24 protein-coding genes and 1 pseudogene are annotated in these 25,365 nt (G+C 63.9%); 14 read left to right on the plus strand and 11 right to left on the minus strand.

Annotated elements, in window-relative coordinates; genetic code table 11:
- Together plsY and ybaK are read right to left on the minus strand one after the other, a co-directional pair.
- The gene (gene plsY, locus P3T21_RS04015; protein WP_429254640.1) at nucleotides 1–639 is read right to left on the minus strand and encodes a glycerol-3-phosphate 1-O-acyltransferase PlsY; all 639 of its coding nucleotides are present in this window, start codon (nucleotides 637–639) and stop codon (nucleotides 1–3) included.
- 156 nt (nucleotides 640–795) lie between these two features.
- Complete coding sequence (gene ybaK, locus P3T21_RS04020; protein ID WP_429254641.1) at nucleotides 796–1,287, minus strand: Cys-tRNA(Pro) deacylase; 492 nt, start codon at nucleotides 1,285–1,287, stop codon at nucleotides 796–798.
- Between ybaK and P3T21_RS04025 the strand changes: the two genes are divergently transcribed.
- The gene (locus tag P3T21_RS04025) at nucleotides 1,270–2,982 is read left to right on the plus strand and encodes a class I adenylate-forming enzyme family protein (RefSeq protein ID WP_429254642.1); all 1,713 of its coding nucleotides are present in this window, start codon (nucleotides 1,270–1,272) and stop codon (nucleotides 2,980–2,982) included. The two genes, ybaK and P3T21_RS04025, sit on opposite strands and share 18 nt — an antisense overlap.
- Nucleotides 2,983–3,015: 33 nt before the next feature.
- On the opposite strand, the gene xerD is transcribed toward P3T21_RS04025, so the two are convergent.
- From xerD to queG, 3 genes are all read right to left on the minus strand, one after another.
- Nucleotides 3,016–3,951 (minus strand): site-specific tyrosine recombinase XerD, encoded by a 936-nt coding sequence (gene xerD, locus P3T21_RS04030; RefSeq protein WP_429255156.1) that lies wholly within the window; start codon nucleotides 3,949–3,951, stop codon nucleotides 3,016–3,018.
- Between the two features lie 14 nt (nucleotides 3,952–3,965).
- Nucleotides 3,966–4,436 (minus strand): methylated-DNA--[protein]-cysteine S-methyltransferase, encoded by a 471-nt coding sequence (locus tag P3T21_RS04035; RefSeq protein ID WP_429254643.1) that lies wholly within the window; start codon nucleotides 4,434–4,436, stop codon nucleotides 3,966–3,968.
- A 91-nt stretch (nucleotides 4,437–4,527) separates the two neighbouring features.
- A complete protein-coding gene (gene queG / locus P3T21_RS04040) occupies nucleotides 4,528–5,793 on the minus strand; it encodes a tRNA epoxyqueuosine(34) reductase QueG (protein ID WP_429254644.1) in 1,266 nt (421 codons plus the stop codon).
- A 17-nt stretch (nucleotides 5,794–5,810) separates the two neighbouring features.
- Between queG and tsaE the strand changes: the two genes are divergently transcribed.
- Together tsaE and P3T21_RS04050 are read left to right on the plus strand one after the other, a co-directional pair.
- Nucleotides 5,811–6,368: a tRNA (adenosine(37)-N6)-threonylcarbamoyltransferase complex ATPase subunit type 1 TsaE gene (gene tsaE / locus P3T21_RS04045; protein WP_429254645.1), complete on the plus strand. Its 558-nt coding sequence runs from the start codon at nucleotides 5,811–5,813 to the stop codon at nucleotides 6,366–6,368.
- The gene (locus P3T21_RS04050; protein ID WP_429254646.1) at nucleotides 6,350–7,885 is read left to right on the plus strand and encodes an N-acetylmuramoyl-L-alanine amidase; all 1,536 of its coding nucleotides are present in this window, start codon (nucleotides 6,350–6,352) and stop codon (nucleotides 7,883–7,885) included. The genes tsaE and P3T21_RS04050 overlap by 19 nt, the downstream gene beginning before the upstream one ends.
- 122 nt (nucleotides 7,886–8,007) lie before the next feature.
- Here P3T21_RS04050 and P3T21_RS04055 read toward each other — a convergent pair whose 3' ends face one another.
- Nucleotides 8,008–8,889 (minus strand): EamA family transporter, encoded by an 882-nt coding sequence (locus P3T21_RS04055; protein ID WP_429254647.1) that lies wholly within the window; start codon nucleotides 8,887–8,889, stop codon nucleotides 8,008–8,010.
- A 210-nt stretch (nucleotides 8,890–9,099) separates the two neighbouring features.
- On the opposite strand from P3T21_RS04055, the gene P3T21_RS04060 reads away from it, so the two are divergent.
- Together P3T21_RS04060 and trxA are read left to right on the plus strand one after the other, a co-directional pair.
- Nucleotides 9,100–9,981, plus strand: coding sequence for a pirin family protein (locus P3T21_RS04060; RefSeq protein WP_429254648.1), 882 nt, complete (start codon nucleotides 9,100–9,102; stop codon nucleotides 9,979–9,981).
- 66 nt (nucleotides 9,982–10,047) lie between these two features.
- On the plus strand, nucleotides 10,048–10,896 hold the full coding sequence (trxA, locus tag P3T21_RS04065) for a thioredoxin (protein WP_429254649.1): 849 nt from the start codon (nucleotides 10,048–10,050) through the stop codon (nucleotides 10,894–10,896).
- A gap of 93 nt (nucleotides 10,897–10,989) precedes the next feature.
- On the opposite strand, the gene tcdA is transcribed toward trxA, so the two are convergent.
- Nucleotides 10,990–11,871: a tRNA cyclic N6-threonylcarbamoyladenosine(37) synthase TcdA gene (gene tcdA / locus P3T21_RS04070; RefSeq protein WP_429254650.1), complete on the minus strand. Its 882-nt coding sequence runs from the start codon at nucleotides 11,869–11,871 to the stop codon at nucleotides 10,990–10,992.
- A gap of 246 nt (nucleotides 11,872–12,117) precedes the next feature.
- Between tcdA and pdxH the strand changes: the two genes are divergently transcribed.
- The 3 genes from pdxH (at nucleotide 12,118) to P3T21_RS04085 (ending at nucleotide 15,383) form a co-directional block, all read left to right on the plus strand.
- Nucleotides 12,118–12,756, plus strand: a complete 639-nt coding sequence (gene pdxH, locus P3T21_RS04075; protein ID WP_429254651.1) for a pyridoxamine 5'-phosphate oxidase — start codon at nucleotides 12,118–12,120, stop codon at nucleotides 12,754–12,756.
- A 148-nt stretch (nucleotides 12,757–12,904) separates the two neighbouring features.
- Nucleotides 12,905–14,119, plus strand: a complete 1,215-nt coding sequence (locus P3T21_RS04080) for a class I SAM-dependent methyltransferase (protein ID WP_429254652.1) — start codon at nucleotides 12,905–12,907, stop codon at nucleotides 14,117–14,119.
- A 109-nt stretch (nucleotides 14,120–14,228) separates the two neighbouring features.
- Nucleotides 14,229–15,383 carry a DUF72 domain-containing protein gene (locus P3T21_RS04085; protein WP_429255157.1) on the plus strand — a complete coding sequence of 385 codons (1,155 nt, stop codon included), beginning with the start codon at nucleotides 14,229–14,231 and terminating at the stop codon, nucleotides 15,381–15,383.
- Here the strand turns inward: P3T21_RS04085 and msrA are convergent, their stop codons facing one another.
- Nucleotides 15,384–15,932, minus strand: a complete 549-nt coding sequence (gene msrA, locus P3T21_RS04090; protein WP_429254653.1) for a peptide-methionine (S)-S-oxide reductase MsrA — start codon at nucleotides 15,930–15,932, stop codon at nucleotides 15,384–15,386. It lies immediately after the preceding gene.
- Nucleotides 15,933–16,186: 254 nt separating this feature from the next.
- Here msrA and P3T21_RS04095 point away from each other — a divergent pair, with 254 nt between their 5' ends.
- Complete coding sequence (locus tag P3T21_RS04095) at nucleotides 16,187–16,696, plus strand: flavin reductase family protein (protein WP_429254654.1); 510 nt, start codon at nucleotides 16,187–16,189, stop codon at nucleotides 16,694–16,696.
- Between the two features lie 16 nt (nucleotides 16,697–16,712).
- Here P3T21_RS04095 and P3T21_RS04100 read toward each other — a convergent pair whose 3' ends face one another.
- Nucleotides 16,713–17,222 (minus strand): Lrp/AsnC family transcriptional regulator, encoded by a 510-nt coding sequence (locus P3T21_RS04100; RefSeq protein WP_429254655.1) that lies wholly within the window; start codon nucleotides 17,220–17,222, stop codon nucleotides 16,713–16,715.
- 130 nt (nucleotides 17,223–17,352) lie between these two features.
- Here P3T21_RS04100 and kynB point away from each other — a divergent pair, with 130 nt between their 5' ends.
- From kynB to kynA, 3 genes are read left to right on the plus strand one after another with little or no spacing between them, the layout of a single operon-like run.
- A complete protein-coding gene (gene kynB, locus P3T21_RS04105; protein ID WP_429254656.1) occupies nucleotides 17,353–17,988 on the plus strand; it encodes an arylformamidase in 636 nt (211 codons plus the stop codon).
- Nucleotides 17,989–18,032: 44 nt separating this feature from the next.
- Nucleotides 18,033–19,283: a kynureninase gene (kynU, locus tag P3T21_RS04110; RefSeq protein WP_429254657.1), complete on the plus strand. Its 1,251-nt coding sequence runs from the start codon at nucleotides 18,033–18,035 to the stop codon at nucleotides 19,281–19,283.
- Nucleotides 19,284–19,293: 10 nt separating this feature from the next.
- On the plus strand, nucleotides 19,294–20,235 hold the full coding sequence (kynA, locus tag P3T21_RS04115) for a tryptophan 2,3-dioxygenase (RefSeq protein WP_429254658.1): 942 nt from the start codon (nucleotides 19,294–19,296) through the stop codon (nucleotides 20,233–20,235).
- 16 nt (nucleotides 20,236–20,251) lie between these two features.
- Here kynA and P3T21_RS04120 read toward each other — a convergent pair.
- Nucleotides 20,252–20,329 (minus strand): annotated as a pseudogene (locus tag P3T21_RS04120) (SDR family oxidoreductase); the annotation flags it as partial.
- A 62-nt stretch (nucleotides 20,330–20,391) separates the two neighbouring features.
- Entirely contained in the window at nucleotides 20,392–21,936 is a 1,545-nt protein-coding gene (locus P3T21_RS04125) for an FGGY-family carbohydrate kinase (RefSeq protein WP_429254659.1), read from the minus strand.
- 371 nt (nucleotides 21,937–22,307) lie between these two features.
- On the opposite strand from P3T21_RS04125, the gene dalD reads away from it, so the two are divergent.
- Nucleotides 22,308–23,702: a D-arabinitol 4-dehydrogenase gene (gene dalD / locus P3T21_RS04130; RefSeq protein WP_429254660.1), complete on the plus strand. Its 1,395-nt coding sequence runs from the start codon at nucleotides 22,308–22,310 to the stop codon at nucleotides 23,700–23,702.
- Nucleotides 23,703–23,840: 138 nt separating this feature from the next.
- Nucleotides 23,841–25,322 (plus strand): xylulokinase, encoded by a 1,482-nt coding sequence (gene xylB / locus P3T21_RS04135; protein WP_429254661.1) that lies wholly within the window; start codon nucleotides 23,841–23,843, stop codon nucleotides 25,320–25,322.
- Nucleotides 25,323–25,365: the final 43 nt, after the last annotated feature.

The following is a 25,365-nucleotide window of genomic DNA, read 5'->3' on the forward strand; positions in this document are numbered from 1 at the left end:
TCAATGCGCCTTGCCCGCTGGGGGCGGCGCGTTGCGCTTTTTCTTCTCACCGATACGGCTCTCCTGGCCGGCGAGCAGTTTCGCGATGTTCGCGCGGTGACGCCAGATCAGCAGCGCGCTCATCGCCAGCACGGCCAGCGCGACGATATTCGCACCGAACAGAAACACGTCGAACAACGGCGCGAATACCGCGGCCACCAGCGCCGCCAGCGACGAATAGCGGGAGAAGAACGCGATGATGAGCCATGTCAGCGCAGTCGCGATGCCAAGCACCGGGTGAATCGCGAGCAGCACGCCGGCTGCCGTCGCCACGCCCTTGCCGCCCTTGAAGCGGAAGAACACCGGATACAGATGGCCGAGGAATACGGCGATGGCCGCGAGCCCGATCGCAGGATCATCGAGGCCGTAGCGCGGGCCGAAGTGGCTGGTGAGCCACACGGCGAGCCAGCCCTTGAACGCGTCGCCGAGCAGCGTGAGGATCGCCGCGAGCTTGTTGCCGCTGCGCAGCACGTTGGTGGCGCCCGGATTCTTCGAGCCGTACGAGCGCGGGTCGGCGAGCCCCATCGCGTGGCTCACGATCACGGCGAACGATACCGAGCCGATCAGGTAGGCCACGGCGGCGACGATCAGGTTTTCCATGCTGGGGAACTCTTTTTGTAATGCGCCGGAAAGGCGAAGGGGTTACGAAAGCGAAGCCGTCAATGCAGCACAAACAGGAAGGCGCATATTCTACCGAACGCCGTCAGCGAAACCCGCACCGGCGCTCGTTACCATCAGGTTGCCCGCGTATTGCCATCAATCGACACTCGCGCACTGCACGGGTCTGGCAGCCAGCAGATCCGTCACCACCTTCGGCGCGATGCTGACCAGAAACCCGCGACGTCCGCCATTCAGCCAGATCTGGTCGAGTTCGAGAATCGACGATTCGATGTACACCGGCATCGCCTTCTTCGTGCCGAACGGCGACGTGCCGCCAATCAGATACCCTGAATGGCGGTTCGCAACTTCCGGCTTGCATGGCTCGACGCGCTTCGCGCCGATCTGCCGCGCGAGATTCTTCGTCGATACCGTGCGGTCACCATGCATCAGCACGATGAGCGGTTTCGCGTGTTCGTCTTCCATCACGAGCGTCTTGACGACCTGATGCTCGTCGACGCCCAGTTGACGCGCCGATTCCGCCGTGCCGCCATGGTCTACATAATCGTAGGGATGCTCGCCGAACGCGACGCCATGACGTCGCAGAAACTGCGTCGCGGGCGTTTCGGAAACGTGTCTGGATTTGCTCATCGGCGCATTGTAATGGCGTCGCCGCGCGACAGCTATTTGCTCAAACCTGAATTGTGCGCGCCAGTTGAATGTGGCACGATCGTTCGAGAATATCCCGCCGCCGCCACGCGACGCATCCAGGAGACAGCCGTGACGGCCGACACCGCCCCGCATGCCCACGCATTCGATATCCCCGCGCTGCTTGCCGCGTTGCCGCGGCGCATCGCCGATATTCCGGCGCTGTCCGCCGCGCGCGACCCAGAGCGCGTCTCGTTGATCGAAGACGCGCGTCAGCTCACACGCCAGCAACTCGTCGGTGCAGTGGATCAAACCGCCGCACAGTTGCGCGAGATGGGCGTGCGGGCGGGCGATCGCGTGATGATTGTCGCGGAAAACAGCGTCGTGCAGGTGGTGCTGCTGTTCGCGACGGCGAAGCTCGATGCGTGGGCGCTCGTATCGAACGCGCGGCTTTCCGCGGCGGAACTCGACGCGATCCGTGCGCATGCAGCGCCGCGCGTGATTGCGTACGCGGTCGAAACCTCGCCCGATGCGCGCGAACATGCCCAGCGACACGGCGCGCAGCCGGCGCCCGCATCGGCAATCGATATCGGCGCGTGGTCGTGGCTCGCCGATGCAACCGTGAGCGCCGAACCCGCCGAATCCGCCAGCGAAAAGCAGTGCGCCGCACTGATCTACACGACGGGCACAACGGGCACGCCAAAAGGCGTGATGCTCTCGCATCGCAACCTGATGTTCATCGCGACGATTTCCAGCACGCTGCGGCGCGTCGGTCCTGATGACGTCGTGTATGCCGTGCTTCCCATTTCGCACGTGTACGGGCTTGCGTCGGTGTGCCTCGGCAGCCTGCACGCGGGCGCCACGCTGCGGCTCGCGTCGCGGTTTTCGCCGGAAGCGGTGCGTCGCGCGCTTGCCGAAGAAAACGTGTCCATCTTCCAGGGCGTGCCCGCGATGCACGCAAAGCTGCTCGAACATCTGCAGACGCATGGCCACGCGTGGTCGGCGCCGCGTCTGCGGTTCGCCTATTCGGGCGGCTCGCCGCTCGACGCCGCGCTGAAAGCGCGCGTCGAAGGCGTCTACGGCGTGGCGCTGCACAACGGCTACGGCATGACCGAAAGCAGCCCGACCATATCGCAGACGATGCTTGACGCACCGCGCGCCGACGTGTCCGTCGGACAGGTGATTCCGGGCGTCGAGGTGCGTTTCGTCGGGCTCGATGGCGTCGGGGTGGCGCGCGGCGAGATCGGCGAACTGTGGGTGCGCGGGCCGAACGTGATGCTCGGCTACTACCGCAGCCCGGAACAGACCCGCGCGACCGTCACTGAAGATGGCTGGCTCAAGACCGGCGATCTGGCGCGCGAGGAAGCGGATGGCACGCTTTCGATCGTCGGACGCAGCAAGGAACTGATCATCCGTTCGGGCTTCAACGTCTATCCGGCCGAGGTCGAGCACGCGTTAAATGCGCATCCCGAGGTCGTGCAGTCGGCTGTCATCGGACGTGCGGTCGAGGGCAACGAGGAAGTGGTCGCGTTCGTCGAACTCGCGGCCGGTGCGAAGGTAACGCCGGCTGAGTTGATCGAATGGTGTGGTGCGCGTCTCGCGCCTTACAAGCGCCCGGCAGAAGTGCGCGTGCTGGCGGCGTTACCGGCAGCGTCGACGGGCAAGATCCTCAAGCATCGTCTTCGCGATCTGACCTGATCCGGCCTCAACGCTCACCGATCGCGCCCGGCATCACCCGCGCGGATGATGCACCGCGTGCAGCGACTTCAGCCGCTCGCGCGCGACGTGGGTGTAGATCTGCGTCGTCGAGATATCGGTGTGACCGAGCAGCAGTTGCACGACGCGCAAATCGGCGCCGTGATTCAGCAAATGCGTGGCAAAGGCATGCCGCAGCGTATGCGGTGACAGCGGCGCGCGCACATCCGCGGCTGCGGCGTGGCGCTTGATGATGTTCCAGAACTGCTGACGCGTCATGCCTTCCGCACGCGACGTCACGAAGAGCGCATCGGCCGCACGCGCGCCGAGCAAAGCGGGCCGCGCTTCACGCAAATAACGCTCGATCCAGCCGTGCGCCTCCTCACCGAACGGTATCAGCCGCTCCTTCGAGCCCTTCCCCATCACACGCACAACACCTTCGTTTAAACCCACCTCCACCGTTTTCAGCGTGACGAGCTCCGTCACACGCAGCCCGCTTGCGTACATCAGTTCGAGCATCGTGCGGTCGCGCAGACCGAGCGGCGTGTCGATATCCGGCGCGCCGAGCAGTGCTTCGACCTGCGCTTCGGTGAGCGTCGAAGGAAAACGCGGCGGCTGTTTGGCAGAACGGATGCGCAGCGTCGGATCCGCCAACGCGCGATGCTCGCGCACGGCCCATCCGTAATAACGGCGAAATACCGAAAGACGCCGGTTCGCGGACGTGGATTTGTCCTTCTGCCGCACCGCGCTATACGCGTTCAGATCGGCTTCGCTTGCGGTATCGAGCGAGCCGCTGCGCGTGCTCGCGAGCCATCCGGCAAAGAGCTTGAGGTCACGGCGATACGCATCGAGCGTATTGCGCGACAGGCCGTGTTCGAGCCAGAGCGCGTCGCAGAATGCGTCGATGGACGCGTTACTCGCGATGAATAGCGGCGACCCGGCGGGTGCATCTTCCAGGACGGTTTCACTCATGCCGGTCGTGCGATTCATGCGTAGGGGACGCCTTCGTGTGCGAGCAGCCAGCGTTTGACCTTGCGGAAATAGCCGTCGTCGTCGTGATTCGCAAAGCCGCCGATGCCGCCCGACGCCACTACACGATGGCACGGAATCACCAGTGGAAAATAATTCGCGCCGCACGCCTGACCGACCGCGCGCGGCGCGCTGCCGATCTGCTTCGCGACCTGCCCATAAGTACGCACGACGCCCGGCGGAATATCGCTGATCGCCTGCCACACGCGACGCTGAAACGCGCTGCCAACGTCAGCCAGCGGCAGATCGAAGGTCGCCGACGCACGTTCGAAATAGCGTTCGATCTGCTCGACGGCTTCTTTTGCGAGCGGCGAATCGGGTTCGACGTTGCGCACCGAATCGGGCAGATAGACGATCTCGCGCACAGCGTTCGCTTCGATCCGGATGCCGACCTTGCCGAACGGCGCATCCATGACTGCGTTGAACATGATTGCCTCCTTGACGGTGCAGGTACGGTTTCCGCATTGATTGACCAAACAGCGCGGCACGATGCACATGCCACGCCGGAATCCCGCTACTTTACGCTGCTTCGAGCGCCCATTCCACGTGCTCACGGACCAGCGCCGACGCATCGTCAGCGCGAGCACGCAATGCTTCGACAATCGCCGCGCGCGCATCGACCGAAAGACTCGCACGGTCCGCACGCAACGCGTTGCCCATGCCGACCGCCAGATTGCGCAGCCAGCATTCGTAACCGATACGGCGGATCGCGCTGCCCTGCATGCGCGTGTCGAAATCTCCGGCGCTCCAGGCAAACAGCTCAACGAGCGTCGCGCGATCGAGTCCGTGCCGCACATCGAAATCCGCGACCGGCGCCGCTTGCGCGAACTTGTTCCATGGACACACGGTCTGGCAATCGTCGCAACCATACACACGATTACCGATCAGCGGCCGCAAGTCCTGGGGAATACTGCCTTTCAGTTCGATCGTCAGATAGGAAATGCAGCGGCGCGCGTCGACCTTATACGGCTCGACGATCGCGCCCGTCGGACATACATCGATGCAGCGCGTACAGCTGCCGCAATGCGCGCCGGGCGTTTCGGGTGCGCGTTCAGGTGTCGTTTCAGCGTCGGTCGGCAACGGAATGTCGACGTAGATCTCGCCGAGAAAAAACAGCGAGCCGGCGTCGCGCTGAAGTAGCAACGTATGCTTGCCGCGCCAGCCGATGCCCGCCTTCTGCGCGAGTTCGATTTCGAGCACCGGCGCGGAATCGGTAAACACGCGAAAGCCGAATGCACCGATCTCCGCTTCGATCTTTTCCGCGAGTTGTTGCAAACGGTTACGCATCACCTTGTGATAGTCGCGGCCGCGCGCATAGATCGACACAACGGCCGCCGACGGGTCCGCGAGCCGCTGATGCTCGACCGCCCGCCAGTCGTACGGGCCTGCCTGCGCGGCGCTTTCAGCGAGTTTCGACGTGTTATCGGTATTGCTTTCGTCGCGCTTTCCGGCCATCGTTCCGGCGGGCAGATAGGCGATTCGCGCGGTAATCACGCGTCGCGTGCCGGCCACAAGCCCGGCCGGCCTCGCGCGTTTCATACCGTGTTTCGCCATATAATCCATCTCGCCGTGGCAGCCCGCTTCGAGCCATGCGGCGAGCCCCGCCTCGGCAGCCGTGAGGTCGGTATCGCTGATGCCGATCGCACTGAAACCGAGTTCACGGCCCCACGTTTTGATGCGCTGCGCGAGCGCTTCCAGCGCCGCTTCATCGAAATGACGCATGGCACGCGCATCGTCGTGAGACGCAGGCGTGCAGGATTCAGGGGACTCCGGACTTCGGTTCATCACGCCATTTTACGAGAATGCCCGACCAGCCTGATCAAGTCACCACGCCCGCTGCTCCCGTCCTGCTCGAACGCCACTTCGCGCTCGCGGACGAAGCCGCCACAAACGCCTTCGGCGCGCGCTTCGCCAGCGCCATCGGAGGCGTGCGCGCAGCCGCCGCTGAAGCCGGCGGCACGCGTGCATTTCAGGGCTTGCAGGTGCAGTTGGCGGGCGATCTCGGCGCCGGCAAAACCACACTGGTTCGCGCGACACTGCGCGCGCTCGGTCACACCGGACGCGTACGCAGCCCCACCTACACGCTCGTCGAACCCTACGCGGTCGAACGGCCGGATGGGGAACTTGAGCTGTATCACTTCGATCTCTACCGTTTTACCGATCCGGCTGAATGGGCCGACGCGGGCTTTCGCGAATATTTCGACAGCGGCGCGATCTGCCTCGTCGAATGGCCGCAACGCGCGGGCGCGCTGCTGGGCGTGCCGGATCTCGTCTTCTCGCTCGATGTGGAGGGCGAAGGACGCCTTCTCGTCGCGCGCGCATTCAGCGAATCAGGAAAGGCATGCCTCGAAAGATGTTGATCAAACCGTTCCGCTCGATCGAATCGGCGGCGACCGCCACGCATAACTGGCGTCGCCGGCAGATTCTGCGCGCGGGTGCGTCGACGCTCGTGCTCGGACTCGTCGCGCCGCGTCTTGCGTTCGCGAGCTCGGTGCTCGGCGTGCGCGTCTGGCCGGCACGCGATTACACACGCGTCACGATCGAATCGGACCAGCCACTGGAGAATGCGCAGCATTTGCTGCAAGGTCCAGACCGGCTTGTCGTCGATCTGAACGGACTCGATCTCGACCAGGCGCTGCGCGATCTCGTCTCGAAGATCACGCCAAACGATCCGCAGATCCAGTCGGTGCGCGTTGGGCAGTATCAGCCGCATGTGGTGCGGATGGTGTTCGACCTGAAGGGTTCGGTGAAGCCGCAGGTGTTCACGCTGCCGCCGGTCGGCACGTATAAATACCGCCTCGTGTTCGATCTGTATCCGGCCGTAGCACCTGATCCGCTGATGGATCTGCTCGCGCAGACCGAACGCAAGGAGCAGAAGCTCAACGAAAACAGCGCGCCGCCCGCCACGCTCAGCGGCCCGGCCGCGACCACGCCGACGCCCGGCGACAGCGACGCGTTCTTTCAGCGTTACGCGCAGGACAACGGGCCGTCGACGCCATCGCCGGACGTGCCGCGGCCGCCTGCGCACATCACGCCGACGCCTGTGCCGCGACCCGCTGTACCGAAGCCGGCGCAGCCGCCCACCGCCATCGCAGGCAACGACGATGACGACGGCGCCGACGATACCTACAGGTTCACCGCGCCGAAGTCCGGCAAGGGCGGCACCGTTCGTCTTCTGACGGTCGCGATCGATCCGGGACACGGCGGCGAAGATCCAGGCGCGATCGGTGGCGGCGGCACGTACGAAAAACACATCGCGCTCGACGTCGCGAAGAAACTGCGCGCGAAGATCGACGCGCAGCCGAACATGCGCGCGATGATGACCCGCGACGCCGACTTCTTCGTGCCGCTCAATGTGCGCGTGCAGAAGGCGCGTCGCGTTGGCGCGGACCTGTTCGTGTCGATTCATGCCGATGCGTTCACCGATCCTTCCGCACGCGGCTCGTCGGTGTTTGCGCTGTCGGAGCATGGCGCATCGAGCGCGGCCGCGCGCTGGATGGCGAACAAGGAAAACGCATCGGACCAGATCGGCGGCATCAACATCAAGTCGGCGGATGCCAGCGTGAACCGTGCGCTGTTCGATATGTCGACGACCGCGCAAATTCGCGATTCGATGCGTTACGGCAACTTCGTGCTGAAGGAAATCGGCGACATCAACAAGCTGCACAAGGGATCGGTCGAACAGGCGGGGTTTGCCGTGCTGAAGGCGCCGGATATTCCGTCGATCCTCGTCGAGACCGCGTTCATCAGCAACCCGGACGAAGAGAAGCGCCTGAACGACGACGCCTATCGCGACCGGATGGCCGACGCGATCATGACGGGCATCAAGCGTTACTTCGCCGCGAATCCGCCGCTGGCGAAGAACCGGATGACGTAGGGCGTTCGGTCTAATACCGCGCGTTGTGTGGAAACGGCTGCTCTGCGCAGCCGTTTTTTTTGCAGTACGCCTGCGCACGATGGAGCATCGAACGTGCGAGCGTGGGTTCGCCTGTTAGCCCGTCAGCGTGCTGATGCAAAGCGCTGCACGACCCATCCGCCGAACACATTCACCGCAAGTCCGGCCATCACCAGCGCGGCGCCAGCAATCTGCGCCGACGACAGATGCTCATCGAGAAGCAGCGACGCCGACGCCAGCCCGATGATCGGCACGAGCAGCGAGAACGGCGCGACCTGGCTCGCCGGATAGCGCGACAGCAAACGGCTCCACAGCCCGTAGCCGAGCAGCGTCGCGATGAACGCGAGATATACGATGGCAAAGATCGACGCGCCGCCGATGCCCGTCAGCGCGGCGGCAATCCGCTGCGGACCTTCGATGACATACGACAGCACGAAAAACGGCACGGGCGGAATCAGGCTGGCCCACACGACAAGCCCGACCAGATCGACCTTGCCGACTTTCTTCGTCACGATATTCCCGAGGGCCCACGACACCGCTGCACACAGCGTGAGCAGGAAACCCGCGACGGTCATCGAATGGCCGCCCTGCAGGCCGATCAGCGCGAGGCCACCGGCGGCGATCAACAGTCCGATAAGGTTCTGCGCGCGCAGGCGCTCGTGCAGGAACATCACCGCGAACAGCAGCGTGAAAAACGCCTGCGCCTGCAGCACGAGCGAAGCCAGCCCGGCCGGCATGCCGACATACATCGCGGTGAACAGAAACGCGAACTGCCCGAACGAAATCGTCGCGCCGTAAGCGAGCAGCCAGCGCAGCGGCAACTTCGGACGTTTGACGAAGAACACGGCGGGCATGGCGGCCAGCAGGAAACGCAACGCACCGAGTAGCATCGGCGGCACACCGTGCAGACCGACCTTGATCACGACGAAGTTGACGCCCCACGCCACGACGACGACGAGCGCCAGTAATAGATCCTTCGGCGACATACCTGCCCTCCTTCTTGTTCTGAGCCTCGAAGTGTAGCGGAGCATTCGCCGGAAATCGCCTGGTGGCGCCGGGCTCGCATGTCCATTCCTGCGCTTTTTAAAGGGTCGCGTGGCACGCGCCAGGGCATGCGTTCCCTCCAGCCGGCATTCGACGCGGGCGGGCGTTAAAATGACCTGTCCCCTCAACCGCACCCGCCAGGAACCTACTCCATGTCTTCCTCGATCAAAGCGGTTCTCAAGCCCCATCTGCGCGACGTCGGCAACCTCACCGTGCGGCGCGTGCTGCCCGCGATGGCCGCGCGTCTCATCGGGCCGTTCATCTTCTTCGATCACATGGGTCCGGCGACGCTCGCGCCCGGCGTCGGGCTCGACGTGCGCCCGCATCCGCATATCGGCCTCGCGACCGTCACCTATCTGTTCGAAGGCGCGATCATGCATCGCGACAGTCTCGGCTCCGAGCAGAAGATCGTCCCCGGCGACGTGAACTGGATGACCGCCGGCCGCGGCATCGTCCACTCGGAACGCACACCCGAGGAGGATCGCGGCCGCGAACAGGCGATGCATGGCATCCAGACGTGGGTCGCCATGCCGCTCGCGCACGAAGACGACGAACCGTCGTTCGAGCATCACGCGGCATCCACGTTGCCGGAGATCGAACGCAATGGCGTCACGCTGCGTGTGATCGCCGGCACGGCATTCGGTCACGCTTCGCCCACGACGACCTTTTCGGGCACGCTCTATGTCGCCGCGAGCTTCACGCCCGGCAGCGCGTTTGCGCTCGAACCGGAACACGATGAACGCGGCGTGTATCCGGTTGAAGGCGATCTGCAGATCGACGGCGAGACGCTCGAAGCCGGACAGATGGCTGTGCTCACACCCGGCGAAACGGTGACGCTCGCTAGCACGGGCGGCGCGACCGTCATGCTGCTGGGCGGCGAAAAACTCGACGGCGAGCGCTTCATCGAATGGAATTTCGTCGCGAGTTCGCGTGAGAAGATCGAGCGCGCGAAAACCGCGTGGACGAATCAGGAAATGGGTCACGTGCCGGGCGAAACTGAATGGATACCCCTGCCCGAACGCAAGGCGCACTGACCCTGCATTGAATTCGGGAGAAACGCCCCCAATTTCCCCCGAGACAGTTTTTCCGACGAGGACGCAATGGACACCACGCTAGCCACATTCGAAAAAGACGTGATCGCAGGCTCGACGCTTGCACCGGTGCTGGTCGATTTCTGGGCGCCGTGGTGCGGCCCGTGCAAGTCGCTCGGGCCGATGCTCGAGAAGCTCGAAGCCGAGTACGCCGGCAAATGGAAGCTCGTGAAGGTGAACGTCGATGAGAATCAGGAACTCGCCGCACACTTTCAGGTGCGCAGCATTCCGCACGTGATCGCGTTCGCGGATGGCCGCCCGATCGACCAGTTCGTCGGCGTGCTGCCCGAAGGCCAGCTGCGCGAGTTTCTCGATCGTCTCGTTCCCGATTCCGCCGACGCTGAGCGCGACAACGCGCAGATCGCGATCGCCGAAGGACGGCTCGACGACGCGCACGATCATCTGAAAGCCGCGCTCGCATTCGATCCGGGTTACGACGACGCGCGCATGGACCTGATCGAACTGCTGCTGTCGCAGAATCGCTTCGACGAAGCGCGCAACGAGGTCGATCTGCTGTCGCCGAAAACGACGCAAGGTACCGACGCGCGCTTCAATGCGATCAAGACGAGGCTCGATGCTGTCGATGCTGCCGCCGACCTGCCGCCCACCGATGCACTGGAAGCGAAAGTCGCCGGCAATCCAGACGATCTGGAAGCGCGCTTTGATCTGGCGAACGCATTCATCGCGCGACGCAAGTACGCCGAAGCGCTGGAGCATCTGCTGGCGATCGTGCAACGCGACCGCGCGTTCCGCGAGGATATCGGCCGCAAGACGATGCTGTCGGTGTTCGATCTGGCGGCGCATCAGCCGGAACTCGTCGCGCAGTGGCGACGCAAGCTGAGCGCGGCGTTGAACTGAGCGCCTGAACTGAACTGGGTTCGACTGACCGGATGAAAAGACGCGGCCTGATTTAATGGCCGCGTTTTTTTCGCCCTTGCTTCGCGCCGGAAACTACTTCGCCTTCGTCTGCTGCGCCAGCGCGCGCAGCACATGCGCGACCGCGGCGAATCCAAAGCTCGCCGTCACGCACACGCTGGATCCAAAACCCGCGCAATTGAGCCCGACCGGGCCCGTGTGACCCGGCGACGTCGTGACGTGCTCCGCTTCCTCGTCGATATCGCAGACGGCGGCTTCCGGATAGATGAGCGGCTCATCGGAATAGACGGCGCTCACCTTGAACTTCGCTTTCGGTCCGCGTGGAAAACCGTGCTGCTTGCGCAGCTGCCCGCGCACCTTCGACAGCAGCGGGTCCTGGATCGTCAGCGCGAGATCATCGATGCGGATACGCGTCGGATCCAGCTGACCGCCCGCGCCGCCGACGGTGATCAGCGGCAGCTTCTGCTCGACGCACCAGGCGATCAGCGCGGTCTTCGTGCGCACGCTGTCGATCGCATCGACGACGTAGTCGAAATCATCGCCGCCCAGCACCGAAGCGAAATTATCCGGCTCGATAAAATCTTCGACGAGACGCACATCGCACTGCGGATTGATCAGCTTGATACGTTCGGCCATCGCTTCGACTTTCGGTTTGCCGAAGTTGCCGTCGAGCGCGTGGATCTGCCGGTTCGTGTTGCTTTCGGCGACGTTGTCGAGATCGATCAGCGTCAGCGCACCGATGGCGCTACGGGCGAGCGCCTCGGCCGCCCACGACCCAACACCGCCAATGCCGATCACCGCAATGTGCGCCCGCTCGAACGCAGCCAGCGCCGGCGCGCCGTACAGCCGCGCGACGCCGCCGAAGCGCCGCGCGCGGTCGGCGGATTCACTCCCGTCAATGCCGGTAGTAACATCGGACAAGGCGTCGGAAGAAGCGGTGGCGTGCGGCGTGGACATGATCGGGGACCTGGCGATAACTGGCTGGGACGGGCTGAAACGGCTTGGGACCGGCTGCAACGGGTTGGACAGCGAAGCCCGTATTCTGCCTGAACATGTGCTTGCAGGTCGGACGCCGCCTGGCCGCTTCACGCGGCTACGGCACGGCTATGGCACGGCTATGACTCCGTAGCCCGTTGACGCTGCACAACGCAGAAATTTCGTTCCTTCGCTATACTGGCCTCACTGTAGCGCTCGCATAAGAACATGACGACCCTCGCCGAACTCCGGAAGAATTACTCGCTCGGTTCGCTGGACGAAGCCGATGTCGATCGCGACCCGATCCGGCAATTCGACACCTGGTTCGCACAGGCGGTCGACGCAAAGCTCCCCGAACCGAACACAATGACACTCGCGACCGTCGACGGTCGCGGCCGGCCTTCGGCACGCATCGTTCTGATCAAGGGCGTAGACGAGCGCGGCTTCACCTTCTTTACCAATTACGAAAGCCGCAAGGGCCGCGCGCTCGCGGAGAACCCGTACGCCAGCCTTCTCTTTTACTGGATCGAACTCGAACGACAGGTGCGCATCGAGGGCACCGTCGTCAAAACGAGCGAAGCAGAAAGCGATGCGTACTTCGCGTCGCGTCCAGCGAGCTCGCGCATCGGTGCCTGGGCATCCGAACAAAGTCAGGTAATTGAAAGCCGCGCAGTGCTCGAAGCACGCGAACGCGATTTCAGCGCACGCTTTGGCGATGACCCGCCGCGTCCGCCGCATTGGGGCGGTTACCGGCTTGTGCCGGACGCTATCGAATTCTGGCAGGGCCGGCCGTCGCGACTGCACGACCGTCTGCTATACACGCGCACACCCGGCGGCGACTGGCAGATCGCGCGGTTGTCGCCTTAACTCTATATTGAACGCCGGTGCGCGGAACGCCTTGCTGGCGGCCGCGTCGACCGGCCGGATCGCGTCGCCATTCAGGCGTCGGAGTAACGCCGCGGCACGCAGCGATCCACAGGCTTTGCTTTGATTTCATTGGACACGGAGAAATCACATGTTCTGGGAGAAGAAGCTGGCGCAGTGGGTAGAAGATGTAAGAAGCACGGCCAACCTGCCCGCACGTCTCGTGCTGTGGGACGGCCAGCAACACGACTTCGGGCAGTTCGCCGCGCCCGCAGTGACGCTGCACGTGAAGAGCGCGACAGCGTTACCGTATCTGCTTGAACCGAGCCTCGACAATCTGGGCGAGGCGTACGTGAAGGGCAAGATCGACATCGAAGGCAAGCTGTCGGACATCATCAACGTCAGCTATTCGCTGGCGCGCAATACCGTCACGAGTGCCGGCAAGCTTGCGCGGGTACGCCGTTATTTCAATCACTCGAAGACGTCGGACAAGAAGGCCATCCAGTATCACTACGACGTCTCGAACGAGTTCTACAGGCTGTGGCTCGACGAGAACATGGTGTACTCGTGCGCGTACTTCGAGAACGGCGATGAAGATCTCGCCACCGCGCAGATCAAGAAAATCGATCACATCCTGACGAAGATCCAGTTGCAGCCGGGGCAGCGTCTGCTCGATATCGGCTGCGGCTGGGGCGCGCTCGTGCTGCGTGCCGCGCAGAAGTTCGGCGCGAAATGCACGGGCGTGACGCTGTCGCAAAACCAGTTCGATCTCGCCACGGCGCGCGTGAAAGCGGCCGGACTCGAAGGTCAGATCGAGATTCGTCTGCAGGATTACCGCGACATCGCAGGCCAGTTCGACCGCATCACGAGCGTCGGGATGTTCGAGCACGTCGGGCGCAAGAATCTGCCGGGCTACTTCCAGAAGATCCACGATCTGCTCGTCGACGACGGCGTCGCGATGAATCACGGCATCACCTCGACCGACTACAACAGCGGCGAGACGGCGCTGGGCGGCGGCGAGTTCATCGACCGCTATGTGTTCCCGGACGGCGAGCTGCCGCACATCAGCCTCGCGCTCGAAGCGATGCAGCGCAGCGGCCTGGAGGCGGTTGACGTCGAAAGCCTGCGGCGGCACTATGCGCGCACGCTCGATATCTGGGCAGAGAACTTCGAAGCGCATGCGGAAGCCGCACGCAGTCTCGTCGATGACGAGAAATTCCGCATCTGGCGCGTGTATCTGGCGGGTTGCGCGTACGCTTTCGAGAACGACGACGTATCGATCTATCAGGTGGTCTGCCGCAAGGCCGGACGCAGCGCGAAAACGCTGCCGTGGTCGCGGCGCTTTATGTACGACAGGTCGCGGTGATGCGGTGACGCCGGGCGGTGCGCGGGCGCTTCCGTGGCGGGCAGCCGCAGCGCGCCGCGCCTGTCCGGTGAAACAATCGTATCGCTACAGCAACCAGGTACAGGAATCGATGGACGAGGGCGAAACCGGCGAAGTCCACGAGGCGCCGCAGGCGAATGACGACGAAACCGGCGCCGGGCAGTTCGATCTGTTTGGGATGCCGGTTGTGGCGCCTTCCGCCACGCCTTTACCTGCCACGAAGCCAGAACCCAAAACCCGACGCCGCACCCGCGATGTACTCGCCGCGGAGCCTTCCGCGGACGTGCTCGCCATAGCCGGCGCACTGCCCTCGCATGTGCATCTCGGCACGTCGTCGTGGTCATTTCCGGGCTGGCGCGGCATCGTCTACGGCGACGACTACAGCAACAGCAAGCTGTCCCGCGACGGCCTTACCGCCTACGGCGCGCATCCGCTGCTGCGCACAGTCAGCATCGACAGGTCGTTCTACGCGCCGCTGACGATCACCGACTACCTCCGCTACGCGCAACAGGTGCCGGACCATTTCCGCTTCATCGTGAAGGCACCGCAATCGGTGACCGACGCCACCGTGCGCGCCGAACGCGGCGAACCGGTCGCGCTCAACCCGTGTTTCCTGAACGCGCGGATTGCCATCGACGACTTCGTGCGGCCTTGTCTCGACGGCCTCGGCGCGAAGGCCGGCGCGCTTGTGTTCCAGATCTCGCCGCTGCCCATCGAGATGCTCGGGGAGCCATCGATCTTCATCGACCGGCTGGCGGCGTTTCTGGCTGCGCTGCCGCCACTGCCGTCGCACCCGTCGCAACCCGATGGCGGCCCGTGTTACGCGGTGGAAATCCGCGATGCGTGCCTGCTGACGCCGCGTTTCATCCGGGCGTTGCGTACGACGGGTATCCGTTACTGCGTGGGCATACATGCGCGGATGCCGGACCCACTGCGTCAGGCGGCGGCGCTCGCGCTGCTCGACGGCGGCACGCCCGCCGGGCCGCTGATCGTGCGCTGGAGCCTGCATGGCGGCTTCAAATACGAGCAGGCGAAGGCGAAGTACGACCCGTTCGACCGCCTCGTCGACGAAGACCCGACGACACGCGCCGCGCTCGCCGAACTGGCCGCGCGCTACGCGATCGCCGGGCAGCCCGTGCTGGTCGCGATCAACAACAAGGCGGAAGGCTCGGCGCCGCTGACGTGCGTCGAACTGGCCCGGGGCATCGCCGAAGCATGGGAACGGCTGCGGGACGCGTCGGGCTGATTAACCCGCCTTGATCCGGTGCGCGAACTTCTGGCGGAATTTCGCAACCTTCGGCGCGACGACAAATGCGCAATAGCCCTGATCCGGATGCTGCGCGAAATAGTTCTGATGATAGGCTTCGGCCGGCCAGTAATTGCCGTCGAGCGGCAGCACCTGCGTGACGATCTTGCCGTCGTAGATGCCCTCTGCTGCGATCTCGCGGATCGCCTGTCCGGCCGTATCGCGCTGCGCATCCGAGTGCGTGAAGATCACCGACCGGTACTGCGTGCCGACGTCATTACCCTGCCGGTTCAACTGCGTCGGATCGTGGATCGCGAAGTAAATATCGAGAATCTCCCGATAGCTGATCTTCGACGGATCGAAGTCGACCTTCACGACCTCCGCATGACCGGTTTCGCCGTCGCAGATCTGTTCGTAGGTCGGCTGGTCAACCTGGCCGCCCGCGTAGCCGGATTCCACGGCGTTCACGCCGTCGACACCCAGATACACCGCTTCGAGACACCAGAAACATCCGCCGCCGAGGGTGGCGGTTTCACTTGCCTGACTCATCTGATCACTCCTTTGGTTCCCGCGTCACACGCACCGCCCGCGCAGCGATTTCGGCGGAATCTGTAGAGCTTAGCGGCTTTTGCGTGCGCCGGCAGAGGTGCGCGGCTGGCCTGCCCGCGATTCCGATAGAATTGGGGCAATTCGCCAATTTTCTACATGACTTTCGAATCAATTCTTCCCGCCTGGCTTCTTGCCCAGCTTTCCGCACCCGCGCGAGGCTGCATTGCGCGGCCGGCATCCGGAGCCTTCGTACGATGAAGCCCGCGAGCCCGCCCAATTTTGATCAGGACGCGTTCAAGCGCGCACTCAGCCAGTTCGCCACCGGCGTCACCGTCATCACGACGCGCGCGGCGTCCGGCAAGCTCATCGGCATTACCGCGAGTTCGTTCAACTCGGTCTCGCTGGCGCCGCCGCTGGTGCTGTGGAGTCTCGCGACCCGATCGGCGTCGATGCCCGTGTTCCGGGAGAACAGCCACTATGTGGTGAACGTGCTGGCAGCGTCGCAGCTCGATCTGTGCAAACGCTTCGCCACCGTGAAGGGCGACCGCTTCGAAGGCGTCTCGCACGCGGCCGGCGACTCCGGCATGCCGGTGCTCGACGGCGCGCTTGCGTGGTTCGAATGCCACAACCGCAGCCGCTATGAAGAAGGCGACCACGTGATCTTCGTCGGCGAAGTGGAACGCTGCGGCGTGATCGAGCAGGCGGGCGACACCCAGCCGCTCGTATTCCAGAACGGCGAATTTCACGGCCTCGCGCCGCTCTGAGCGGTTTTAGCCGGCTTTACTTCACCGTCGCCACACCTGCGCCCGCGCCCGCCACCAGTTCGACGGGGACGCCTGAATCTTCCTTGAGCGTCTGCAGCACGATGTTCGAGCGGATGTCCTGCACCCCGGGCGCCTTGTAGAGCCGGCTCAGGACGAAATCCGAATAGTGCTTGAGGTTGTGCGCCAGCACCCGCAGCACGTAATGGCTTTCTCCCGTGACCACGAACGCGCCGACCACTTCCGGCCAGTCCCGCACCGCCGCCGCGAAACGCTCGTGCCAGTTTTCCTGGTCGTTGCGCATCGATACCTGGACGAATGCTTCCAGCTCGAAACCCAGCACCTCGCGGTTCAGGCACGCCCGGTAGCGTTCGATGACGCCCTGCTCTTCCAGCAGGCGCAACCGCCTGAGACAGGCGGAAGGGGACAGCGAAATCCGTTCTGCCAGATCGAGGTTACTGATCCGTCCTTCATGCTGAAGCACCGCCAGGATACGGCAATCGGTGGCGTCGAGCGAGATCGCGTTCATATTCGGTCTCCCTTTCCCATTTATCTCAAATTATGTTCCAGGACAGGTCAAAGAAGGTGATTTTTTCGCAATCACATTTCGCGACGTCACGCCTATCATTTCAGGATTGGACTGATATGGCGATGGAGACATGAACGGACTCTGGGACATCACCCCGCCGATCGACCCCGCGACGCCCGTCTGGCCGGGCGATACGCCGGTCGGCATCGAACGCGTCTGGCGCATGGAAGCGGGGTCGCCGGTGAATGTTGCGCGGATGACACTATCGCCGCACACCGGCGCGCATACCGACGCGCCGCTGCACTACGACGCCGAAGGCGCCGCAATCGGCGTCGTGCCGCTCGATGCGTATATCGGGCGCTGCCGGGTGATTCATTGCATCGGCGCCGCGCCGCTGGTGACGCCCGCGCATATTGCCGGCGCGCTTGATCTCGACGAAAGCCTCCCGCCGCGCGTGCTGCTGCGCACCTACGCACGCGCGCCGACACGCGAGTGGGACAGCGCGTTCTGCGCCGTCGCGCCGGAGACGATCGATCTGCTCGCTTCGCGTGGCGTCCAGCTGATCGGTATCGACACGCCTTCGCTCGATCCGCAGGAATCGAAAACGATGGACGCCCATCACCGCATCCGCGCGCACCGGATGGCAATCCTCGAAGGCATCGTGCTGGATGCCGTCGTGGAAGGCGACTACGAACTCATCGCGCTGCCGCTCAAATTCACGACGCTCGATGCGAGCCCGGTACGCGCCGTGCTGCGTGCCCTTTGAGCACCCGACGGTGAATAACCCTGATTCCTTTCGACTGGACCACCATGAATACCCGTGAAGAAGCCCTGGCGCTGGACAGCGCCGACCCGCTGGCCGCCTTGCGCAACGAATTCGCGTTGCCGGCAGCGACGATCTACCTCGACGGCAACTCGCTCGGCGTGGCGCCGGCAGCCGCCGCGCAACGCGCGCAGACCGTCATCGCCGCCGAATGGGGCGAAGGGCTGATCCGCAGCTGGAACAGCGCCGGCTGGTTCGCGCTGCCGCGTCGTCTTGGCAACAAGCTCGCGCCGCTGATCGGCGCGGCGGAAAACGAAGTCGTCGTCACCGATACGATTTCGATCAACCTCTTCAAGCTGCTGTCGGCGGCTTTGAAGCTGCAGAACCAGCGTGATCCGAAGCGTCGCGTGATCGTGTCCGAGCGCTCGAATTTCCCGACCGATCTGTATATCGCGCAAGGTCTGATCGAACAGCTCGATCGCGGCTACACGCTACGTCTGATCGACGATCCGTCCGAACTGCCCGCCGCGCTCGGCGACGACACAGCCGTCGCGATGATCACGCATGTGAATTACCGCACCGGCTACATGCACGACATGGCCGCATTGACGAAGCTGATCCACGAAGCGGGTGCGCTCGCGCTGTGGGATCTCGCGCATTCGGCGGGCGCGGTGCCGGTCGACCTGAACGGCGCGGACGCGGACTATGCGGTGGGCTGCACGTACAAGTATCTGAACGGCGGGCCGGGCTCGCCGGCTTTCGTGTGGGTCGCGCAACGACATCAGAACGCGTTTTCGCAGCCGCTGTCCGGCTGGTGGGGCCATCGCGCGCCCTTCGAGATGAACCCGACGTATCGTCCGGACGACGGCATCGGCCGCTTTCTGTGTGGCACGCAGCCGATGGTGTCGATGGCGCTCGTCGAATCCGGTCTCGACGTGTTTCTGCAGACTGACATGCAGGCGATCCGCAAAAAATCGCTGGCGTTGACGGATCTCTTCATCGAGCTGGTCGAGTCGCGTTGCAGCGAATTCCCGCTCACGCTCGTCACGCCGCGTGACCACAGACAGCGTGGCTCGCACGCGAGCTTCGAGCATCCGAATGGTTATGAAGTGATGCAGGCGCTGATCGCGCGCGGCGTGATCGGCGATTATCGCGAGCCGCATGTGCTGCGATTTGGATTCACGCCGCTCTATACGCGCTATGTCGACGTGTGGGACGCAGTCGAAACGCTGCGCGATGTGCTCGCAAACGAAATCTGGCGCGCGCCCGAATTCGCGACGCGCGGCGCGGTGACCTGAGGAGAGCGCAATGACCGATCACATGCAGTTGCCTGGCGATGAACCTTCGCAAGGCTGTCCCTTCGGGCATGGTGCCGGTGCTTCGGGTGCCGCCGCAGGCGCGCATGCGCCTCACGTTCCGCCTTCAAACGCGGAAGGCTGGCACGAAGCGCAACTCGATTTTTCGCAGTCGATGAGCTATGGCGACTATCTGTCGCTCGGTTCGATCCTGTCGGCGCAGCATCCGCTTTCGCCGGATCACAACGAGATGCTCTTCATCATCCAGCATCAGACGAGCGAACTGTGGATGAAGCTCGCGCTATACGAACTGCGTGGAGCGCTTGGCTCCGTGCATCGCGATGACCTGCCGCCTGCATTCAAGATGCTGGCGCGGGTGTCGCGGATTCTCGAACAGCTGGTGCAGGCGTGGAGCGTGCTCTCGACGATGACGCCATCCGAATACACGGCGATGCGGCCTTATCTTGGCGCGTCGTCCGGGTTTCAGTCGTATCAATACAGGCAGCTGGAATTTCTGCTCGGCAACAAGAATGTGCAGATGCTCAAGCCGCATGCGCACCGGCCGGAGGTGCTCGCCGAAGTGCAGGCGACGCTCGAAGCGCCTTCGTTCTATGACGAAGTGATCCGTCTTCTTGCGCGACGCGGCTTCGCGATCAACCCGGAACGGCTAAACCGCGACTGGACGCAGCCCACGGCGCACGATGAGTCGGTCGAAGCCGCGTGGCTCGAGGTATATCGCAATCCGTCGCAACACTGGGAGCTGTACGAGATGGCCGAAGAGCTGGTGGATCTGGAAGACGCGTTCCGCCAATGGCGCTTCCGGCATGTCACCACCGTCGAGCGGATCATCGGATTCAAGCAGGGCACGGGCGGCACGACCGGCGCACCGTATCTGCGCAAGATGCTCGACGTCGTGCTGTTTCCGGAGTTGTGGCACGTGCGGACGGTGCTTTAGCCGTTGGCTTCAATCCTTACCGCGCCGTATAACCACCATCGATCGGCAAAGTGATGCCGCTGATCATCGAAGCGGCATCGCTCAACAAAAACAGGCCGATACCACTCGACGCGCCCGTCACATGAATCGAGCGGTCCGGGAAATCGAAGATCGTGTTCATGTCGGCTGCAGACGGTGCATGAGCGGCTTCAACGCCGGATAAAGATCGGTATAGACCTTAAAGCGCCCGGCGTACACCTGCTTTCGCGCGTCATCCGGCTGCGCGCGTTCCACGAGCGTCACCCAGCCTTCGTGCGCGGCTTCATGCGTCACGAGCTTCGCGCCTAAAGCAGCCAGCAACGCGGCGCCCATCGCGGCTTCGACTTCCTCCTTGATCGTGTACACCGGATAACCCGTGATATCCGCGATGATCTGCATCCACAGATCCGAATGCGCCGCGCCGCCGACGACGATCAGCTTGTCATCAAGCGATTTCGCGCCTTTGCGGCCGGCTTCGATATTGTGTTGCAGCGCAAACGACACGCCTTCCAGCACCGCGCGATACAGATGCGCGCGCGTATGAAAGAGGCTCAGTCCAATGAATGCGCCGCTCGCCTTCGCGTCCCACACGGGGCTACGTTCGCCCATCAGATACGGCAGGAACATCACGCCGTCGGAGCCTGCAGGAATGCGCGCGGCCGCGTCTTCGAGCAGACGGTGCGGATCGCCGTGCGGCGTCGCGCGTGCGGCTTCGATCTCGGCCTGACAGAACTGGTCGCGAAACCATGTCACCGATGCGCCCGCCGTGATCGCGCCGCCGAACACGTAGATATCCTGCATGCCGTTGAACACGTGCGGCATGCTGATGAGCCCATGCCGCGCATCGACACTCTGGTTGATGTAGCCCCAGCACATGCTGGTGCCGATCATCGCGACGTGTTGCCCGGCGCGCGTCGCGCCTGCAGCGAACGTCGCGACCGCTGCGTCAACGCCGCCCGCCACGATCGACGTGCCCGCCTCAAGCCCAAGGTGTTCGCACCACTGCGACAGCAGGCCGCCCACCACTTCCGACGAATCGACGAGCCGCTCCGGCATCATCGTCGCGGGAATGCCGAGCATGTCGAGCGCTTCGTCGGACCAGTCGCGTCGCGCGATGTCGTACACGCCGCCGATATTGCCCGCCGAACTGTGATCGACAGCGACTTCGCCGGTCAGCAGATAGATCACGTACGCGTTCGGCGGCAGGAAGTAGCGCGTATTCGCCCATACGTCCGGCTCCTGCTCACGCAGCCACAACATCTTCGTGTAGCCGTAATAGCTGTCGACGCTGTTACCGGTAATCGCGTACAGACGGTCCAGATCGACCGTGTTGCGCACCCAGTCGACTTCTGCGGTGGCGCGCCGGTCCATCCAGATCAGACACGGATACAACGGCCGCATTTCGCTATCGACCGGAATGCCCGAGCCGCCGTACAGGCTGCTCACGCACACGGCCTTGATTGTTCGCGCCGCTATACCCTTCGCTTTCGCATCGCTCACGCAGCGCGCAATGCACTCCGTCACGGCGTTGAACCACACCGAAGGCCACTGCTCGGCCCATAGCGGTTTCGGCGTATCCGGGTGATAGCTCGCGGCGTGCTGCGCGATTACCGCCCCGTTCCGGTCGACCAGAAGCGCCTTGGTGCTCTGCGTACCAATATCGACGCCGATAACGTATTCCATACACTCTCCAGTTAACCGCGTGCGAACTGGCGCGGCTTCATCAACACCTTGATCGGATCGAGCGAATTCGCTAGCCGGATCGCTTCATTCCATTCTTCCTGCGAAAACCCGCGCGTGACAATCCCACCGACCCGGAAAAAATCAAATTTGATGCAACGCAGCAGCAAGGTTTGTCGCCGATGTGGCGCACTGCACGCCGCCCCCTCATCGGTCGCGAAAGCCTTTCACGCCGCGCTGCGCCACAAAAAGCATCCCGCATTGCCTTGACTTTCGATTCGCCGGATACGATCATTCGTTCACACACAGAGCAAATGCTCCACATCGAAAAAGTGCCCGTGCAAGACGTGCGCACCAGTCTTCAGGAGACGAATATGAGCAGCGACGCGAACGTCCAGGTGATCCTGCACATCGGCGCGGGATCGTTTCATCGCGCGCATCAGGCATGGTATCTGCACCGGCTCAACGAGGCGCGCGCCGCAGATGAACCGCGCTGGTCGCTCACGGTCGGCAATATCCGCAGCGACATGAATGCGGTGCTCGAGGCGCTCGCCGCGCAGGACGGCGTCTACACGCTCGAAACGGTCACGCCGCACGGCGAACGCGCCTACGAAACCATCCGCTCGATCGAACGCGTACTGCCGTGGTCGGCCGATCTCGCCGGGCTGATCGAAGCCGGTTCGGATCCCGCCTGCAAGATCATCGCGTTCACCGTGACCGAGGGCGGCTATTATCTCGACGAACACGACCATCTCGACACCGCCAACGCCGACCTCGCCGCCGACCTCAAGGGCGGCCGCACGACGATCTACGGCGCGCTCGCCGCGATCCTCGAAGCGCGGATGAAGCGCAACGCCGGCCCGGTCACGCTGCAAACCTGCGACAACCTGCGCAGCAACGGCGAGCGTTTTCACGCGGGCATGAGCGAATTCTTCGATCGACGCGGCGACACCGCATTTCGCACATGGTTCGACGCAAACACGACATCGCCGAATTCGATGGTCGACCGCATCACGCCGCGCCCGACTCCCGATGTCCGCGAACGCGTGCTCGCGGCGACCGGTTTCGACGATGCCTGCCCGGTGATGGGCGAAGCGTTCATCCAGTGGGTCATTGAAGACAATTTCCGTGCGGGACGTCCCGCCTGGGAGAAGGTTGGCGCGGAGCTGGTCAAGTCCGTGCTGCCATATGAAGAAGCCAAGATCCGCATCCTGAACGCGACGCACAGCTGCATCGCGTGGGCGGGGACACTCGTCGGGCTGCGCTATATCCACGAAGGCACGATCGACGTCGACATCCAGAAGTTCGCGTACGAGTACGTGACGCAAGACGTGATTCCGTGTCTCACGCCGAGCCCGCTCGATCTCGAACGCTATCGCGATGTCGTGCTGGAACGCTTCAGCAATCCGTTCATCCAGGATACGAACCAGCGCGTCACCGCCGACGGCTTCTCCAAGATTCCCGGCTTCATTGCGCCGACGCTGTCGGAATGCCTCGCACGCGGCGTCGAACCGGCGGCCACCGCCATGCTGCCGGCGCTGTTCTTCCGTTTCCTCGACCGCTGGCAATCCGGCAAGCTGCCGTACGCGTATCAGGATGGCGTGATGGACGAGCGCGTCGCACGCGGTTTCTTTACCGCGCCGGACCCGTTAAAGGCCTTCTGTGCCGATCGCCTGCTGTGGGGCAGCATGGCGCAGACAACGGCACTGGAAAGCGCGCTGAGGGCGGCTGTGGGCCGCGTCGATGCATGGCTTGCGAAGCGCGGGTGAGCGCGGATGAGCGTGGATGAACGCACGTTGTTAAAAGCCTTCCAGCGGGCCACGCACGTGAGCCAGGTCTAATGCGCATGGCCTTGCGCGCCGCGTGCGGCTAAAGTAGCGCATCCTAATGACGAAGGTTCCGCGCCCATGTATCTCGGCATCGACCTCGGCACGTCCGAAGTAAAAGTCCTGCTGCTCGCGCCCACCGGACGCGTGATCGGCACCGCCGGCTCACCGTTTACCGTTTCGCGTCCGCATCAACGATGGGCCGAGCAGAATCCGGCCGACTGGTGGAACGGCACGCGCGCCGCCCTCGCCGCGCTGCGCGAACGCCATCCCGACGAATTCGCGCAGATCCGCGGCATCGGCCTTTCCGGCCAGATGCACGGTGCGGTGCTGCTCGACGCGGAAGATCGCGTGTTGCGCCCGGCGATCCTGTGGAACGACATGCGCAGCGTCGAGGAATGCGACGAACTGACCGCGCGCGCGCCGGATCTGCATCGCATTGCGGGCAATCTCGCGATGCCCGGCTTCACGGCGCCGAAGCTGTTGTGGGTGCAACGGCACGAGCCGGAGATTTTCCGCAAGACTGCTTGCGTGCTGCTGCCGAAGGATTACCTGCGTCTGATGCTCACCGGCGAGAAGGTGTCCGATCCGTCGGATGCGGCCGGCACGCTGTGGCTCGACGTCGCGAAGCGCGACTGGTCGGACGCCCTGCTCGCCGCGTGCGACATGCGTCGCGCGCAGATGCCGCGGCTTGCCGAAGGCAGCGCGCCGTCCGGCACGCTGCGGCCGGACGTGGCGCGTGAATCTGGCTTGCAGGATGGCGTCGTGGTCGCGGCAGGCGGCGGCGACAACGCGACCAGCGCGATCGGCATCGGTGCGATCCAGCCGGGCGACGGCTTCGTGTCGCTCGGGACGTCGGGCGTGCTGTGCGTCGTCGGCGACCGGTTCCGGCCGAATCCGGCTTCTGCCGTGCACGCGTTCTGTCACGCGATTCCCGACCGCTGGCATCAGATGAGCGTGGTGTTGTCGGCGGCAAGCTGCTTGCGCTGGGTCTGCAAGCTCACCTCGACCGACGAACCGACCTTGCTTGCCGAAGTCGCCGCGCTCGAACCGGAAGCGCTGGCCACTGCGCCACTGTTTCTGCCGTATCTCTCTGGCGAACGCACGCCGCACAACGATCCGTACGCGCAGGGCGTGTTTTTCGGCATGACGCACGCGACTGATCGCGCGCTGCTCGGCTACGCCGTGCTCGAAGGCGTGACGCTCGCGCTCACCGATGGCCTCGACGCGCTGCGTGCCGCGGGCACCGAGGCGCGCGCACTGTCGCTGATCGGCGGCGGAGCGCGCAGCAGCTACTGGGCGCAACTGCTCGCCGACGCGCTCAATACACCGACGCGCAAGCACGGCGGCGGCGAAACCGGCGCGGCGCTGGGCGCGGCGCGGCTGGGCTGGCTGGCAGCGGGTGGCGACCCGGCGACGGTGCTGACCAAGCCGCCCGTCGAAATCGAATTCATCCCGGATGCCGCGCGCCACGCGGCGTTGCGCGCGCGGCTCGATACGTATCGCGCGCTGTACCGCCACGTGCGTCCGCTGTTCGATCCCGCGCGCGAGCGCCTGGTGTGAGCGCGTTCGCAGTCTGAACGCGCGCCTGGTTTTAGAGAAGCGA

Origin of the sequence: Paraburkholderia sp. GAS334, from assembly GCF_050436625.1 — a bacterium.
Lineage (GTDB): Bacteria > Pseudomonadota > Gammaproteobacteria > Burkholderiales > Burkholderiaceae > Paraburkholderia.

Excerpts from the sequence above, each read along its gene's own strand:
- plsY (WP_429254640.1), bottom strand. The coding sequence starts at position 639 with ATGGAAAACCTGATCGTCGCCGCCGTGGCCTACCTGATCGGCTCGGTA.
- ybaK (WP_429254641.1), bottom strand. The coding sequence starts at position 1,287 with ATGAGCAAATCCAGACACGTTTCCGAAACGCCCGCGACGCAGTTTCTG.
- xerD (WP_429255156.1), bottom strand. The coding sequence starts at position 3,951 with ATGAGTGAAACCGTCCTGGAAGATGCACCCGCCGGGTCGCCGCTATTC.
- P3T21_RS04035 (WP_429254643.1), bottom strand. The coding sequence starts at position 4,436 with ATGTTCAACGCAGTCATGGATGCGCCGTTCGGCAAGGTCGGCATCCGG.
- queG (WP_429254644.1), bottom strand. The coding sequence starts at position 5,793 with ATGAACCGAAGTCCGGAGTCCCCTGAATCCTGCACGCCTGCGTCTCAC.
- tsaE (WP_429254645.1), top strand. The coding sequence starts at position 5,811 with ATGCCCGACCAGCCTGATCAAGTCACCACGCCCGCTGCTCCCGTCCTG.
- P3T21_RS04050 (WP_429254646.1), top strand. The coding sequence starts at position 6,350 with ATGCCTCGAAAGATGTTGATCAAACCGTTCCGCTCGATCGAATCGGCG.
- P3T21_RS04055 (WP_429254647.1), bottom strand. The coding sequence starts at position 8,889 with ATGTCGCCGAAGGATCTATTACTGGCGCTCGTCGTCGTCGTGGCGTGG.
- P3T21_RS04060 (WP_429254648.1), top strand. The coding sequence starts at position 9,100 with ATGTCTTCCTCGATCAAAGCGGTTCTCAAGCCCCATCTGCGCGACGTC.
- trxA (WP_429254649.1), top strand. The coding sequence starts at position 10,048 with ATGGACACCACGCTAGCCACATTCGAAAAAGACGTGATCGCAGGCTCG.
- tcdA (WP_429254650.1), bottom strand. The coding sequence starts at position 11,871 with ATGTCCACGCCGCACGCCACCGCTTCTTCCGACGCCTTGTCCGATGTT.
- pdxH (WP_429254651.1), top strand. The coding sequence starts at position 12,118 with ATGACGACCCTCGCCGAACTCCGGAAGAATTACTCGCTCGGTTCGCTG.
- P3T21_RS04080 (WP_429254652.1), top strand. The coding sequence starts at position 12,905 with ATGTTCTGGGAGAAGAAGCTGGCGCAGTGGGTAGAAGATGTAAGAAGC.
- P3T21_RS04085 (WP_429255157.1), top strand. The coding sequence starts at position 14,229 with ATGGACGAGGGCGAAACCGGCGAAGTCCACGAGGCGCCGCAGGCGAAT.
- msrA (WP_429254653.1), bottom strand. The coding sequence starts at position 15,932 with ATGAGTCAGGCAAGTGAAACCGCCACCCTCGGCGGCGGATGTTTCTGG.
- P3T21_RS04095 (WP_429254654.1), top strand. The coding sequence starts at position 16,187 with ATGAAGCCCGCGAGCCCGCCCAATTTTGATCAGGACGCGTTCAAGCGC.
- P3T21_RS04100 (WP_429254655.1), bottom strand. The coding sequence starts at position 17,222 with ATGAACGCGATCTCGCTCGACGCCACCGATTGCCGTATCCTGGCGGTG.
- kynB (WP_429254656.1), top strand. The coding sequence starts at position 17,353 with ATGAACGGACTCTGGGACATCACCCCGCCGATCGACCCCGCGACGCCC.
- kynU (WP_429254657.1), top strand. The coding sequence starts at position 18,033 with ATGAATACCCGTGAAGAAGCCCTGGCGCTGGACAGCGCCGACCCGCTG.
- kynA (WP_429254658.1), top strand. The coding sequence starts at position 19,294 with ATGACCGATCACATGCAGTTGCCTGGCGATGAACCTTCGCAAGGCTGT.
- P3T21_RS04125 (WP_429254659.1), bottom strand. The coding sequence starts at position 21,936 with ATGGAATACGTTATCGGCGTCGATATTGGTACGCAGAGCACCAAGGCG.
- dalD (WP_429254660.1), top strand. The coding sequence starts at position 22,308 with ATGAGCAGCGACGCGAACGTCCAGGTGATCCTGCACATCGGCGCGGGA.
- xylB (WP_429254661.1), top strand. The coding sequence starts at position 23,841 with ATGTATCTCGGCATCGACCTCGGCACGTCCGAAGTAAAAGTCCTGCTG.